This is a genomic window from Mesorhizobium sp. LSJC285A00 (assembly GCF_000503155.1).
Classification (GTDB): domain Bacteria; phylum Pseudomonadota; class Alphaproteobacteria; order Rhizobiales; family Rhizobiaceae; genus Mesorhizobium.
On sequence record NZ_AYVK01000022.1, the window covers coordinates 59,488 to 73,777 of the forward strand.

Below are 14,290 nucleotides of genomic sequence, written 5' to 3' on the forward strand. Positions count from 1 at the left end.
CCCCTCGCCCCGTCCATGCGTCAAATGTCAGCGGTAGGGCGAGTCCAGCGAGATGTTGCGCGCCAGTTCGCGTTCCCAGCGGTCGCCATTCGCCAGCAGCCTGTCCTTGTCGTAGTAAAGCTCTTCGCGCGTCTCCGTCGCGAACTCGAAATTCGGCCCCTCGACGATAGCGTCGACCGGGCAGGCTTCCTGGCAGAAGCCGCAATAGATGCACTTCACCATGTCGATGTCGTAGCGCACGGTGCGGCGCGTGCCGTCATTGCGGCGCGGGCCGGCCTCGATGGTGATCGCCTGCGCCGGACAGATCGCTTCGCACAATTTGCAGGCGATGCAGCGCTCTTCGCCATTGGGGTAACGGCGCAAAGCATGCTCGCCCCGGAAGCGCGGGCTGATCGGCCCCTTTTCGTGCGGATAGTTGATCGTCTCCTTCGGCGCGAAGAACTGGCGCATCGACAGGAAGAAGGCGCTGACGAAATCCTGCAGCAGCAGCGATTTTGCGGCTTGAGCAAGCGCACTCATTCGGCACCCCCAAAAATCTGTATTGCAGCGATGGCGCCGACAAACCCAAACAAAACAGGCATCAGGAAACGGTAAGCAAGTGTCGTCAGAGCAGCCAATTTCTGCTTGTCCCAGCTAAACACCGGGGCTCGGTAGTTTGCTGCCAACCTTTGTTCCTGTTGCCGCAAGACGTAAGGAAGCACGACCAGATTGCCGAACAACGCCACGACTACGCCGGCAACTGCTCCCAAAAAACCAAGGGTGAAATCGCCCATCACGCCATCCCCGTGATCTTGAGGAAGGCCGCGGTGGCAACGACCATGAACAGCGAGATCGGCAAAAATACTTTCCAGCCGAGCCGCATCAGCTGGTCGTATCGGTAGCGCGGCACGAAGGCCTTCACCATGGAGAACATGAAGAACATCAGGCAGATCTTGAGCACGAACCAGATCACGCCGGGCACCCAGGTGAAGGGGGCGAAGTCGAAGGGCGGCAGCCAGCCGCCGAGGAACAGGATGGTGGCCAGCGCGCACATCATCACCACGGCGACATATTCGCCGAGGAAGAACAACAGGAACGGCGTCGAGGAGTATTCGACCATGTGGCCGGCGACGAGTTCCGACTCGGCTTCCACCAGGTCGAAGGGCGGGCGGTTGGTCTCGGCCAGCGCCGAGATGAAGAAAATGACGAACATCGGGAACAGCGCCAGCCAGTGCCAGTCGAGGAAGCTGTTGGGCAGGCCAAGCTTGGTGCCCAGACCGTCCTGCTGCGACAGCACGATGTCCGACAGGTTGAGCGAGCCGACGCAGAGCAGCACGGTGACGATGACGAAGCCGATCGAGACTTCGTAGGACACCATCTGCGCCGCCGAGCGCAGCGCGCCGAGGAACGGGTATTTCGAGTTGGACGCCCAGCCGCCCATGATCACGCCATAGACCTCGAGCGAGGAGATGGCGAAGACGTAGAGGATGCCGACATTGACGTTGGCGATCCCCCAGCCGGCATTGACGGGAATGACCGCCCAGGCCGAGATTGCCAGCACGGCCGACACCAGCGGCGCCAGCAGGAACACGCCCTTGTTGGCGCCGGACGGAATGACCGGTTCCTTGAAGACGAATTTCAGCAGATCGGCGAAAGCCTGCAGCGTGCCCCACGGGCCGACGACGTTCGGGCCGCGGCGCAATTGTACCGCCGCCCAGATCTTGCGGTCGGCGTAAAGCAGGTAGGCAACCCCGATCAGCAAAACGACGATCAGCACGACCGACTTCAAAAGGATGATCAGCGTCGGCAGCACGTAGAAGGAGAAGAAGGTGTCCATGTCTACTCTGCCGCCTGCCTGAAGCCGTTTTTCGCCAGCGCCGAGCATTCCGCCATGACGGCGGAGGCCCGCGCAATCGGGTTGGTCAGATAGAAATCCGTGACCGGCGAGGTGAAAGTGCCCTTGTTCAGCCGCCCGCCGAGCTTCGCCACCCTAGCGACGTCATCGGCATTGCCGGCTTCGACATGATCGATGCGGGCGAGATGCGGGTATTCGCCATAGAGTTTGGCGCGCAACTGCTGCAGCGAATCGAAGGGTAGTTTCTTGCCCAGCACATCGGACAATGCCCTCAGGATCGCCCAGTCTTCGCGCGCGTCGCCCGGCGCGAAGCCCGCGCGGTTGGTCTGCTGCACGCGTCCCTCGGTGTTGACATAGGTGCCGGACTTTTCGGTGTAAGCGGCTCCCGGCAGGATGACATTGGCGCGGTGCGCACCGGCGTCGCCATGCGTTCCGACATAGACGACGAAGGCGCCGCCGGTCTTGGACATGTCGATCTCGTCGGCGCCGAGCAGGAACAGAACCTCGCTCTCACCCAGCATGCCGGCAACGTTCTTGCCGCCCTTGCCAGGCACGAAGCCGACATCGAGACCGCCGACGCGCGCGGCCGCAGTGTGCAGCACGGCAAAGCCGTTCCAGTCGGCGCGGGCAGCGTTGACGGCGGTGGCGAGTTTCGCCGCCTGGCCGAGCACCGCCGCGCCGTCGGCACGCGACAGCGCGCCCTGGCCGACGATGATCAGCGGATGCGTCGCCTTCTTCAGCACCTGGAAGAACTTGCCATTGCCGTCGGCCAGGTCTTTCAGCGACTCCGGACCGGCGCCGAGCTGTTCGTAGTCGTAACGCGTGTCGCCGACCTCGCCGATGACGCCGACCGGCAGATTGCCGATCCGCCAGCGTTTGCGGATGCGGGCATTGAGCACCGAGGCCTCGAAGCGCGGATTGGCGCCGATGATCAGCACCGCGTCGGCCTGCTCGATGCCCTCGATGGTCGGGTTGAAGATGTAGCTGGCGCGGCCGAGCGCGGGATCGAGTGCGGCGCCGTCCTGGCGGCAATCGGTGTTCCTTGAGCCCAACGCAGCCATAAGCTGCTTCAGTGCGTAGATTTCCTCGACGGCGGCAAGATCGCCCGCAATCGCGCCGATTTTCTCGGGCGCAGCATTCGACACCGCATCCCTGATCGCAACGAACGCTTCGGCCCAGCTGGCCGGCGCCAACTTTCCGTCCTTGCGGACATAGGGGCGGTCGAGGCGCTGCGTGCGCAATCCGTCCCATATGAAGCGGGTCTTGTCGGAAATCCACTCCTCGTTCACCGCTTCATTGACGCGCGGCAGGATGCGCATCACCTCGCGGCCACGGCTGTCGACGCGGATTGCCGAGCCGACGGCGTCCATGACGTCGATGGATTCTGTCTTGGTCAGCTCCCACGGCCGTGCCTGAAAGGCGAAAGGCTTGGAGGTCAGCGCGCCGACCGGGCAGAGGTCGATGACATTGCCCTGCAGCTCGGAGGTCATGGCACTTTCGAGATAGGTGGTGATCTCGGCATCCTCGCCGCGGCCGATCAGGCCAAGCTCGGAAATGCCCGCAACTTCCGTGGTGAAGCGAACGCAGCGCGTGCAGTGGATGCAACGGTTCATCACCGTCTTGACCAGTGGGCCGATATACTTGTCTTCGACCGCGCGCTTGTTCTCGTGATAGCGCGAGGAATCGACGCCGAAGGCCATCGCCTGGTCCTGCAGGTCGCATTCGCCGCCCTGGTCGCAGATCGGGCAATCCAGCGGATGGTTGATCAGCAGGAATTCCATCACGCCTTCGCGGGCCTTCTTGACCATCGGCGTGTTGGTGAAGATTTCAGGCGCCTCGCCATTGGGTCCCGGACGCAGGTCGCGCACATTCATGGCGCAGGAGGCCTGCGGCTTGGGCGGCCCGCCCTTCACCTCGATCAGGCACATGCGGCAATTGCCGGCGATCGACAGCCGCTCATGGAAGCAGAAGCGCGGCACTTCCGCGCCGGCATCCTCGGCCGCCTGCAGCAGCGTGTAGTGGTCGGGTACAGTGATCTCTTTCCCGTCGACCTTGAGCTTTGCCATCAATTGCCCCTGGCGGTCTGCGCCGTCTCATATGCCTGAAACAGATCGCTCAGCCTGATGCCATTGATCATCATGCCGGCGACTTCAGCGTTTTCTATCTTCAAATTGCTCATATTCACATTGCTGAAAAACGCGTCCGAGAGGTTCGCGTCGTCCACAACGGCCGCCGACAGGTCGACGTTGTGAAACTGCGTGTTCGACAAGTTCACATCGTCAAATCTGGAGTTGCTGACGATGGCATTGCGCACATCGAGAACATCGCTCCTGTCGTGGATATCCATGCCTGCCACCCCTACTTCTTCGCCTTGGCGGCCAGCGTCAGCGCCGCGGCCTGGCGGGTCCACTCGTCGCGGCCGATGCGGCCGGTGAGCGACAGGTAGTCCTCGACCCAGGCGACCTCTTCCGGCGTCCACGCCGCGATCTGGGCAAAGGTCCAGATGCCGAGGCCGTTCAGCACCTTTTCCAGCTTCGGCCCAACGCCGGTGATCGCCTTGAGATCCGACGGCTTGGCCGGACGCGCCACGGCCTTGGGCTGTCTGAAATCCTCCGGCATCAATCCGATCGTCGCGCCTTCGGCGACGGCATCGGTCTTCTCCGGCTCGGCATCGAAGGTGCGAGCGGCAATATCGGTCACATCCTGGGCAAAACTCTGCGCCTCGGCGATCAGGGTTCTGGTCGCCGCGCGCGCCTTGGTGGCCGGCGCGGTCTCGGAGAACTCTTGGGTGCGCTGCTCGAAATCGTCGATGATCGGCTGGAAAATCCGCTGCGATGCCTCGGCAGCACCCGACAAGGCGCCGAGCCACACGCCAAATGCATGGTTGGCAAGGCCGAAGCCCAGCGCCGACATGGCGGCGGCACCCGCGACAGGATGCGCGAGAAGGTTGACGGCGCTGGCCATCTCCTTCGGCATCATCCTGGTCAAATCCTGGTTCATCTTTTCAAGCTGGTCCAAATTGGGCATCAAAGGGTTCGAATACTGCGCCATAGACATCTCCTGGTCGTTTCTTCGCTTGCCCCGCCCCGCTGTGTCAGTCCCGGGCTTGCGCCCGTATTTCAAATCTACTCAGCCGCCACCATCACCGGTTCGGCCCGGTGCGCGTTGCGCGAAAACTCGTCGATGCGCCGCTCCACCTCGCCGCGGAAATGCCGCATCAGGCCCTGGATCGGCCATGCCGCGGCATCGCCCAGCGCGCAGATCGTATGACCCTCCACCTGTTTGGTGACGTCGAGCAGCATGTCGATCTCGCGCTTCTGCGCCTCGCCGCGCACCAGCCGCTCCATCACCCGCCACATCCAGCCGGTGCCTTCGCGGCATGGCGTGCACTGGCCGCAGCTCTCATGCTTGTAGAAATAGGAAAGCCTGGCGATCGCCTTCACGATATCGGTCGATTTGTCCATGACGATGACAGCCGCCGTGCCGAGGCCGGATTTCAGGTCGCGCAAAGCATCGAAATCCATCGGCGCATCGATGATCTGCTCGGCCGGCACCAGCGGCACCGAAGCGCCGCCCGGAATGACCGCGAGGAGATTGTCCCAGCCGCCGCGAATGCCGCCGCAATGGGTTTCGATCAGCTCGCGGAACGGGATCGACATCGCCTCTTCGACGGTGCACGGATTGTTGACATGGCCGGAGATGCAAAACAGCTTGGTGCCGACATTGTTGGGCCGGCCGAAGGACGAGAACCAGGCGGCGCCACGGCGCAAAATGGTCGGCGCGACCGCGATGGACTCGACATTGTTCACGGTTGTCGGACAACCGTACAAGCCGACATTGGCCGGGAATGGCGGCTTCAGCCGGGGCTGGCCCTTCTTGCCTTCGAGGCTTTCGAGCAGCGCTGTTTCCTCGCCGCATATATAGGCGCCGGCGCCGTGATGCATGTAGATGTCGAAATCGTAGCCGGACGTGTTGTTCTTGCCGATCAGCCTGGCCTCGTAGGCCTCGTCGATGGCGCGCTGCAGCGCCTCGCGCTCGCGGATGAACTCGCCGCGCACATAGATGTAGGCGGCGACCGCGCCCATGGCGAAGCCGGCGATGAACGAGCCCTCGACCAGCGTGTGCGGATCGTTGCGCAGGATATCGCGGTCCTTGCACGTGCCCGGCTCGGATTCGTCGGCGTTGACAACGAGATAGCTCGGCCTTCCATCGCTCTGCTTGGGCATGAACGACCATTTCAGCCCGGTCGGGAAACCGGCGCCGCCACGGCCGCGCAGGCCTGACGCCTTCATCTCGTTTACGATCCACTCTCGCCCCTTGGCGATGATGCCGGGCGTGTTGTCCCAGGCGCCGCGCGCCATCGCGCCGGCCAGTGACTTGTCGAAGAGCCCGTAGATGTTGTTGAAGATGCGGTCTTTGTCAGCCAGCATGACTTACCTCTTTCCCCGCAAGACGATCGAGACCCACACCAGCACGCCTATGCCGGTCGCGGCCATCGATTCCAGGGTATCCGAAAACGGCAATTCGACGAGGCGCCGAAGCCCCTCCAGAAGGATGTTGGCAGCAGCGATGCAGACAACGCCGATGACAATGCTGCGCAGCGACAGCAAAGATCCGGTGCTTTGCGCTTCAGCCATCAACGTGGCTCCTTGCCGAAGACGCGGATGTATTCGGCGACGCCGCCCTTGGCGAGCGCCTTGGCCTGCTTGCCCCAGTCGTCGCGCTCGATGCGGCCCTGGAAAGCGAGATATCCATCCACCCAGTCGCGCTCGGCCTTATTCCAGGATGCGACCTGTGTGAAGGTGAAGATGCCAAGCGAATGAAGGATGCCCTCGATCTTCGGGCCAATGCCCGAGATCAGCTTGAGATCGTCGACCGCAGCCGGCCTGTCGATTCCGGCCGGACGGTTCTTGTCCTCGAGCGACGGCTTTGCGGGTCTGGCTGTCGGCGCCTTGACGGTCGGGGCCACCGGGGCGTTGGCCGCTGGCGCCTTGAATTCCGGAGCGATGAAGGCAGCTGCCGGCGTGGAGGTGGTCTTCGGGCCATTACGCTGCTTGGCGACCTTCTCGACTTCAGGCGCCGCGGTGTTGGCGTTGGCGGCCGAATGCAGGGGCGCCGGGACGCTCGCCGCTTTTTCCGCCGCCGGTGCAACCTTGGCCCTGGAGGGCGACTTCAACGCCGAGCTGGTTTCCGGCGCATCGGTTTTCGGTTTGCCGGCGTTGGATGGCGCGACCGGGGCGGCCGCTGCAGGAGCGGCAGGAGCCGGAACAGGCGCCGCAATGATTGCGTCGGGCGCCGCGTGGGCAGCCTTGCTCGCCGCCCTGGCTTCCTTGTCGCGCGTTGCTTTGAGGATCGCCTTTTCGCTCTTCAGCGTCGTCAGGCCAGGCGCCGGCTCCGAGCCGGTTCTGCCGTTTTGCGGTCCCGTGGGAACCGAGGCGCCCTTGCCCGCATCGTAAAGATCGATGATTTCGGCCAGCCGCTCGGGGGTGAGATCCTCGAACGTATCCTTGAAGACCATCACCATCGGCGCGTTGACGCAGGCGCCGAGGCATTCGACTTCCTCCCACGACAGTGTGCCCTTGTCGTTGGTGTGGAATTGGTCGTGATGGATTTTCGAGCGGCACACATCCATCAGCGCTTCCGAGCCGCGCAGCATGCAGGGCGTGGTGCCGCAGACCTGGATATGTGCGCGCGTGCCGACCGGATTGAGCTGGTACTGCGTGTAGAAGGTCGCGACTTCGAGGCCGCGAATGCGCGGCATGCCGAGCATGTCCGAAATCGTCTCGATCGCCGCCTTGGTGACCCAGCCTTCCTGCTCCTGCGCAATCATCAGCAAGGGAATGATCGCCGACTGCTCGCGGCCCTTCGGATATTTCTTGATCCATTGCTTCGCAACCGCCGCATTCGCCCGGTTGAAGGCGAAGGAGGCTGGCTGGACGCTTGCTTCTGCGAGACGGCGGACTGACATTTAGCGATCGACCTCACCAAACACGATGTCGAGGGAGCCAAGAACGGCGGTGACGTCGGCCAGCATGTGGCCGCGGCAGAGGAAATCCATGGCTTGCAGATGCGCGAAGCCGGGCGCGCGCAGCTTGCAGCGGTAGGGCTTGTTGGTGCCGTCGGAGACGAGATAGACGCCGAACTCGCCCTTCGGCGCCTCGACCGCGGCATAGACCTCGCCGGCCGGCACGCGGTAACCCTCAGTATAGAGCTTGAAATGATGGATCAGCGCTTCCATCGAGCGCTTCATCGCCTGGCGCTTGGGCGGCACCACCTTGCCGTCGAGGTTCGACACCGGCCCGGTGCTCTCCTTGCCGAGCAGAAGGTCGACGCACTGACGCATGATCTTGGCCGACTGACGCATTTCTTCCATGCGCACGAGATAACGGTCGTAGCAGTCGCCGTTCTTGCCGATCGGGATGTCGAAATCCATCTCGGAATAGCATTCATAGGGCTGCGACTTGCGCAAATCCCAGGCAGCACCCGAGCCGCGCACCATGACGCCGGAAAAACCCCAGGCCCAGGCGTCGGCAAGCGACACGATACCGATATCGACATTGCGTTGCTTGAAGATGCGGTTGCCGGTAAGCAGCTTGTCGAGGTCGTCAAGCGACTTCAGGAACGGGTCGATCCACTTGCCGATGTCCTCGACCAGCTTCGCCGGCAGATCCTGGTGCACACCGCCCGGACGGAAATAGGCCGCGTGCATGCGCGAACCGGAAGCGCGCTCATAAAACACCATCAGCTTTTCGCGTTCGACGAAACCCCACAGCGGCGGCGTCAGCGCGCCGATATCCAGCGCCTGCGTCGTCACATTGAGGATGTGCGACATGATGCGGCTGAGCTCGGAATAGAGCACGCGGATCAACTGGCCGCGCTTCGGCACTTCGATGCCGAGCAACCGCTCGGTGGCGAGCGCGAAGGCATGCTCCTGGTTCATCGGTGCGCAATAGTCGAGCCGGTCGAGGTAGGGCACTGCCTGAAGATAGGTCTTGTGCTCGATCAGCTTTTCGGTGCCGCGATGCAGCAAGCCGATATGCGGATCGACGCGGTCGACCACCTCGCCGTCAAGCTCCAGCACAAGACGCAAAACACCGTGTGCCGCAGGGTGCTGCGGTCCGAAGTTGATGTTAAAGTTGCGGACGGAGGTTTCAGCCATTCTGGCGCCTCTGGCGAAGAGTCAGTAGTGAGTAGTGAGTAGTGATCATCAATCTCAATGCCTGCTTCATTCCGCCTGCTTGGCCTGCACCGTTCGGATAAGAGATCTCATCATTTTTCCAATCTCTTCGCATCGCAGCAGCAGCTCAATCTCATTGTCTTTTCGCAGCAGGCCAACCCGACATGCCAGCAGTATGTGTGTCTCCAGTTCCTTCAACGAGCCTTGCGCCATGCGCAAAAAATTGAACGAACGACCCTCTGTTCTCCCGACCGTATCCCTCCGCGACGTTCGCTGCGACCGAAACCGCCGATCGGCGCATCTGAGAGGTCATGCCGTAAATCTCATCCCTCGGAAACTCTTTGGTGAAACGGTAGCAATCCTCAGCAAGCGTCATCGCCGATTGCCACACCTTCAAGTCGCGATAAGATTCGATCCGTTGCTCCAAATCTTTTCCTACTGACTACTCACTACTTCCTACTCACTGTTTCGCCTTCTCATCGCCCGGCAGGACGTAGTCCGTCCCTTCCCATGGCGAGAGAAAATCGAAGTTCCTGAATTCTTGCTTCAATTCCACCGGCTCGTAGATCACGCGCTTGGCTTCGTCGTCGTAGCGCACCTCGACGAAACCTGTCAGCGGGAAGTCCTTGCGCAGGGGATGGCCCTCGAAGCCGTAATCCGTGAGGATGCGGCGCAGGTCCGGATGGCCGGAGAACAGCACGCCATAGAGATCGTAGGCTTCGCGCTCATACCAGTCGGCGCCGGGATAGACAGCGGTGAGCGACGGCACCAGCGTCTCTTCGTCGGCCTGCACCTTGATGCGGATGCGCAAATTCTGCTTCGGCGACAGCAGATGATAGACGACATCGAAACGCTTGACGCGCGACGGGTAGTCGGCGCCGCAGATATCGATGATCGAAATGAACTGGCAGCCCGAATCGTCACGCAGGAAGCTTGTCACCTCGATCAGATTGTCTGTAGCAACCGAGATCGTCAGTTCGCCATAGGCAAGCACTGCATCGGTGACGCGGCCCGGCAGCTTTTCGCCGAGATAGGTCGACAGTTCGCTCAGGGATGCGGCCATGGGTCTACCGTTCGATCGTGCCGGTGCGGCGGATCTTCTTCTGCAGGAGAAGAATGCCGTAGAGCAGCGCTTCGGCGCTTGGCGGGCAGCCGGGCACATAGATGTCGACCGGCACGATGCGGTCGCAGCCGCGCACCACCGAATAGGAATAGTGATAATAGCCGCCGCCATTGGCGCAGGAACCCATCGAGATGACGTAGCGCGGCTCCGGCATCTGGTCGTAGACCTTGCGCAAAGCCGGGGCCATCTTGTTGGTCAGCGTTCCCGCCACGATCATGATGTCGGACTGGCGCGGCGACGCGCGAGGAGCCACGCCAAACCTTTCAGAATCATAGCGCGGCATCGAGGTGTGGATCATCTCGACGGCGCAGCAGGCGAGACCGAAGGTCATGAACATCAGCGAGCCGCTGCGTGCCCAGGTGATCAGCGCCTCGGTCGAGGTGACCAGAAAACCCTTGTCGGCCAGTTCATTGTTGATCTCGAGGAAGAACGGATCGTCGGAACCGACCGGACGTCCCGTATTGGGGTCGATCAGGCCTTTGGGCTTCGGCGCGACGAGCGTTCCGGAACTGTCGTTCAATCCCATTCCAGCGCTCCTTTTTTCCACTCATAGGCAAAGCCGATGGTCAGCACCGCCAAAAACACCATCATCGACCAGAAACCGAGCATGCCGATCTTCGAGAACGACACCGCCCACGGAAACAGGAAGGCCACTTCCAGATCGAAGATGATGAACAGGATCGACACCAGGTAGAAGCGGATGTCGAATTTCATCCGGGCATCGTCGAACGAGTTGAACCCGCACTCGTAGGCGGAAAGCTTCTCCGGATCGGGATTGCGATAAGCCACCAGGAACGGCGCGATGATAAGCGCCAGGCCTACAACCGCAGCCACGGCGATGAAGAGGACGATGGGCAGGTATGAACTGAGGAGTACGTTCATGCTCGGCTTTCCGTTGGCGGCCAATCCACTTTGATTACAGCAACCAACCCTAATGCGGAAGCGCGACAGTTTAACCGCTGAACCGTGTTAGGTGCCTTTGCTGCAACGCGGCGAGGGTTAGCGCACGGCTTTCAGCGAAGCAAGTCAAACCTTGTTCAAAAGACAGTGCTGGACGGCAGGCCGGGAAAAACTGGTCCGATCTCCTCCTGTTTGATTTCCTTCATCTTTCACTCCACTTTTGTCTCCTGACACATCTCCCGCCATTTGCCTGCTAGCATGACCGGAATCGCCGGCTAAAGTCGGGAAAATGGTTCGAGGCAAGACACTTTGACGAAGGACAAAATCTCACTCCCCGCGGCCAGGCGCATCGCGCTCGCCGCGCAAGGATTTCTCGATCCCCGCCCGGTCGGCACGCCCGATCGCCGCCACCTCGCCCGCGTGCTGTCGCGCACCGGCCTGCTGCAGATCGATTCCGTCAGCGCCGTGGTGCGCGCCCACTATATGCCGCTCTATTCGCGCCTTGGCCCCTACCCGCTCACCCTGCTCGACAATGCCGCAATCACCCGCAAGCGCACCGTGTTCGAGTACTGGGCGCATGAGGCCTCGTTCCTGCCGGTCGAGACCTACCCACTGATGCGCTGGCGCATGCAGCGCGCTGAAAGCGGCGACGAAATGTATCTGGGCCTCGCCAAATGGGGCCGCGAGCACGCCGCCTATATCGAAGAGATCTACCGCGCGGTCGCCGAGCGCGGCCCGATTGCCGCTTCGGCACTGGAGGGCCAGAAAGGTTCGGGCGGCTGGTGGGGCTGGAGCCACGCCAAGCACGCCTTCGAATGGCTCTTCTGGGCCGGACGCATCACCACGGCGCACCGCCGTGGCTTCGAGCGTTTCTACGACCTGCCCGAGCGCGTGCTGCCGCAGGCGATCCTCGACCTGCCGGTGCCGGCGGCCGAGGACGCGCACCGCGAATTGCTGCGCATTTCCGCCCGCGCCCACGGCATCGCGACGTCGGGTGACCTGCGCGATTATTTCCGCTTGTCGCCGGCCGACATGAAGGGCCGGCTGGAGGAACTGGTCGAGATGGGCGAACTGCTGCCGGTAAACGTCGAAGGCTGGGACAAGCCGGCTTACCTCTATAGGGACGCCCGCCTGCCGCGAAAGATCGAGGCCCGCGCCTTGCTGGCCCCCTTCGATCCGGTGGTCTTCGAGCGCGCGCGCACCGAGCGTCTCTTCGANTTCCGCTACCGCATCGAGATCTACACCCCGGCCGACAAGCGGCAATATGGCTATTACGTGCTGCCTTTCTTGCTCGGCGACAAGATCGTCGCCCGCGTCGACCTCAAGGCCGACCGGCCTGCGAGTGTCTTACGCGTCCACGCCGCCTATGCCGAAGCAGGCGCACCGCCTGAGACCACCGCACAGCTTTTCGAGGAACTAAAGGAGATGCAGGGCTGGCTTGGCCTTGAGCGCATCGAAGTGACGCCGGCCGGCAATCTGGGGAAACCCCTGGCCGACATCGCTATGTCGTAGCAGCGCGTTGACACAACTCCCCGCAACAGCCTAAATCCGCTCCAGACGGTCCCCTGCCCGCAACGGCAAGGGCCAAGAGGGAATGCGGTGCGGGACAAAATCCCAAATCCGCGGCTGTCCCCGCAACTGTAAGCGAAGAGCCAAGGCCGAATGCCACTGGGTAACACCGGGAAGGCGGCTAACCAAGGCGATGACCCGCGAGCCAGGAGACCTGCCGTCTGAGACAAAGTATCCGATCGCCTGGCGGGTTTCCGGGCAAGGAGCACGGTTTTTGGACCAGAACAGCAGTTTTTCGGCTGGCACAGCGGACATTGCGTCCGGGGACAACGACGCCCTGACCGGCGTGACCATCATCGTCTGCGCCTCCTGCCGCGATGAGACCGGTTCCGACGCCCATCCGCGCGCCGGCGAATTGCTGGCTGAGGACACACGCCGCGCCGCTGCCGGCGATATCCGGGTCCGCACCGCCGAATGTCTCGGCAATTGCAAGCGCCGCCTCAGCGCCGCCATCCTGCGCGACGGCTGTTGGAGCTATGTCTTTGGCGATTTGACCCCAACCAGCGGCGTCGATCTCGTCACCGGCGCAAAACTTTTCGCGACTTCGACCGACGGCCTCATCCCCTGGCGCGGCCGGCCCGATAGCCTCAAGCGCGGCCTAGTGGCCCGCATCCCGCCCCTCGATATCCTGAAGGACTGACCATGACCGCCAACCTCTCCCGTGTTCCCTGCACCGTCGTTACAGGCTTCCTCGGCGCCGGCAAGACGACGCTGGTCCGCCATCTCCTGGAAAATGCCGGCGGCAAGCGCATCGCCATCATCGTCAACGAGTTCGGCGACATCGGCATCGACGGGGAAATCCTGAAAGGCTGCGGCATCGACACCTGCCCCGAGGAAAACATCGTCGAACTGGCCAATGGCTGCATCTGCTGTACAGTCGCCGACGATTTCGTGCCCGCCCTCGACAAGATCCTCGCGCTGACACCGAGGGTCGACCACATCCTGATCGAGACCTCGGGCCTCGCTCTGCCCAAGCCGCTGGTCCAGGCGTTCCAGTGGCCAAGCGTGAAGAGCCGGGTGACCGTCGATGGCGTCATCGCCGTGGTCGACGGCCCGGCGCTGGCCGAAGGCCGCGTCGCCAACGACATGGACGCGTTGCAGGCACAGCGCGCTCAGGACGAAACGCTCGACCACGACGATCCGGTCGAAGAAGTCTTCGAGGACCAGATCGCCTGCGCCGACCTGATCATCCTGTCGAAAAGCGATCTGATGGACGCCCCCGGTTCGGCCCGCGCCAACGCCATCATCAATGAACATTCCGCCCGCGCCGTGAAGATCGTGCCGACCGCACATGGCAAGGTCGATCCCTCGGTGCTGCTCGGCCTCGGCCTCGCCGTCGAGGACGACATCGAGAACCGCAAGTCGCATCACGACGGCGCCTTCGACCACGAGCATGACGATTTCGACACCTTCATCGTCGACATCCCCTCCATCACCAATCCGGACGAACTGGCCAGGCGCGTCGCCACGGTTGCCGAGGAAGAGAATGTGCTGCGCGTGAAAGGCTTCGTCGATGTCGGCGGCAAGCCGATGCGGCTTTTGCTGCAGGCCGTCGGCGCGCGCGTCAATCATTACTATGACCGCGCCTGGGCGGCTGAGGACGACCGCCGCTCCCGTCTTGTCGTCATTGGCCTGAAGGGGCTGAACCGCCCGGCGATCGAGCGTATACTCGCCGGCTGATCTCAGG

General features: G+C 62.4%; 16 protein-coding genes, 1 pseudogene and 1 riboswitch. Of the genes and pseudogenes, 3 read left to right on the forward strand and 14 right to left on the reverse strand.

What is annotated here, in order from left to right:
• Nucleotides 1–27 precede the first annotated feature (27 nt).
• The 14 genes and pseudogenes from nuoI to X726_RS150775 all read right to left on the reverse strand — a co-directional run bounded on the left by nuoI (nucleotide 28) and on the right by X726_RS150775 (nucleotide 11,016).
• Nucleotides 28–519 carry an NADH-quinone oxidoreductase subunit NuoI gene (nuoI, locus tag X726_RS150835; RefSeq protein WP_023670813.1) on the reverse strand — a complete coding sequence of 164 codons (492 nt, stop codon included), beginning with the start codon at nucleotides 517–519 and terminating at the stop codon, nucleotides 28–30.
• Nucleotides 516–773: a hypothetical protein gene (locus X726_RS150830; RefSeq protein ID WP_023670814.1), complete on the reverse strand. Its 258-nt coding sequence runs from the start codon at nucleotides 771–773 to the stop codon at nucleotides 516–518. Before X726_RS150830 ends, nuoI begins: the two co-directional genes overlap by 4 nt.
• The gene (nuoH, locus tag X726_RS150825) at nucleotides 773–1,816 is read right to left on the reverse strand and encodes an NADH-quinone oxidoreductase subunit NuoH (protein ID WP_023670815.1); all 1,044 of its coding nucleotides are present in this window, start codon (nucleotides 1,814–1,816) and stop codon (nucleotides 773–775) included. Before nuoH ends, X726_RS150830 begins: the two co-directional genes overlap by 1 nt.
• 2 nt (nucleotides 1,817–1,818) lie before the next feature.
• A complete protein-coding gene (gene nuoG / locus X726_RS150820; protein ID WP_023670816.1) occupies nucleotides 1,819–3,900 on the reverse strand; it encodes an NADH-quinone oxidoreductase subunit NuoG in 2,082 nt (693 codons plus the stop codon).
• Entirely contained in the window at nucleotides 3,900–4,181 is a 282-nt protein-coding gene (locus tag X726_RS150815; RefSeq protein WP_023670817.1) for a pentapeptide repeat-containing protein, read from the reverse strand. The genes nuoG and X726_RS150815 overlap by 1 nt, the downstream gene beginning before the upstream one ends.
• A gap of 11 nt (nucleotides 4,182–4,192) precedes the next feature.
• Complete coding sequence (locus X726_RS150810) at nucleotides 4,193–4,885, reverse strand: NADH-ubiquinone dehydrogenase subunit (RefSeq protein WP_023670818.1); 693 nt, start codon at nucleotides 4,883–4,885, stop codon at nucleotides 4,193–4,195.
• Nucleotides 4,886–4,959: 74 nt separating this feature from the next.
• The gene (nuoF, locus tag X726_RS150805) at nucleotides 4,960–6,264 is read right to left on the reverse strand and encodes an NADH-quinone oxidoreductase subunit NuoF (RefSeq protein ID WP_023670819.1); all 1,305 of its coding nucleotides are present in this window, start codon (nucleotides 6,262–6,264) and stop codon (nucleotides 4,960–4,962) included.
• 3 nt (nucleotides 6,265–6,267) lie between these two features.
• Complete coding sequence (locus X726_RS150800) at nucleotides 6,268–6,471, reverse strand: hypothetical protein (protein WP_023670820.1); 204 nt, start codon at nucleotides 6,469–6,471, stop codon at nucleotides 6,268–6,270.
• Entirely contained in the window at nucleotides 6,471–7,802 is a 1,332-nt protein-coding gene (locus X726_RS150795; protein WP_023670821.1) for an NADH-quinone oxidoreductase subunit E, read from the reverse strand. The genes X726_RS150800 and X726_RS150795 overlap by 1 nt, the downstream gene beginning before the upstream one ends.
• Entirely contained in the window at nucleotides 7,803–8,993 is a 1,191-nt protein-coding gene (locus tag X726_RS150790; protein WP_023670822.1) for an NADH-quinone oxidoreductase subunit D, read from the reverse strand.
• A 66-nt stretch (nucleotides 8,994–9,059) separates the two neighbouring features.
• Nucleotides 9,060–9,387 (reverse strand): annotated as a pseudogene (locus X726_RS01000000167085) (four helix bundle protein).
• 84 nt (nucleotides 9,388–9,471) lie between these two features.
• Nucleotides 9,472–10,074, reverse strand: coding sequence for an NADH-quinone oxidoreductase subunit C (locus X726_RS150785; protein ID WP_023670823.1), 603 nt, complete (start codon nucleotides 10,072–10,074; stop codon nucleotides 9,472–9,474).
• Nucleotides 10,075–10,078: 4 nt separating this feature from the next.
• Nucleotides 10,079–10,660, reverse strand: a complete 582-nt coding sequence (locus X726_RS150780; protein ID WP_023670824.1) for an NADH-quinone oxidoreductase subunit B — start codon at nucleotides 10,658–10,660, stop codon at nucleotides 10,079–10,081.
• Nucleotides 10,651–11,016 (reverse strand): NADH-quinone oxidoreductase subunit A, encoded by a 366-nt coding sequence (locus tag X726_RS150775; protein WP_023670825.1) that lies wholly within the window; start codon nucleotides 11,014–11,016, stop codon nucleotides 10,651–10,653. Before X726_RS150775 ends, X726_RS150780 begins: the two co-directional genes overlap by 10 nt.
• Nucleotides 11,017–11,343: 327 nt before the next feature.
• On the opposite strand from X726_RS150775, the gene X726_RS150770 reads away from it, so the two are divergent.
• The 3 genes from X726_RS150770 (at nucleotide 11,344) to cobW (ending at nucleotide 14,283) form a co-directional block, all read left to right on the forward strand.
• Nucleotides 11,344–12,546: a winged helix-turn-helix domain-containing protein gene (locus X726_RS150770; RefSeq protein WP_031215062.1), complete on the forward strand. Its 1,203-nt coding sequence runs from the start codon at nucleotides 11,344–11,346 to the stop codon at nucleotides 12,544–12,546.
• Nucleotides 12,547–12,575: 29 nt separating this feature from the next.
• Nucleotides 12,576–12,780: riboswitch (cobalamin riboswitch) on the forward strand.
• Between the two features lie 37 nt (nucleotides 12,781–12,817).
• On the forward strand, nucleotides 12,818–13,243 hold the full coding sequence (locus X726_RS150765) for a DUF1636 family protein (protein WP_023670827.1): 426 nt from the start codon (nucleotides 12,818–12,820) through the stop codon (nucleotides 13,241–13,243).
• 2 nt (nucleotides 13,244–13,245) lie between these two features.
• A complete protein-coding gene (gene cobW, locus X726_RS150760; protein ID WP_023670828.1) occupies nucleotides 13,246–14,283 on the forward strand; it encodes a cobalamin biosynthesis protein CobW in 1,038 nt (345 codons plus the stop codon).
• Nucleotides 14,284–14,290: the final 7 nt, after the last annotated feature.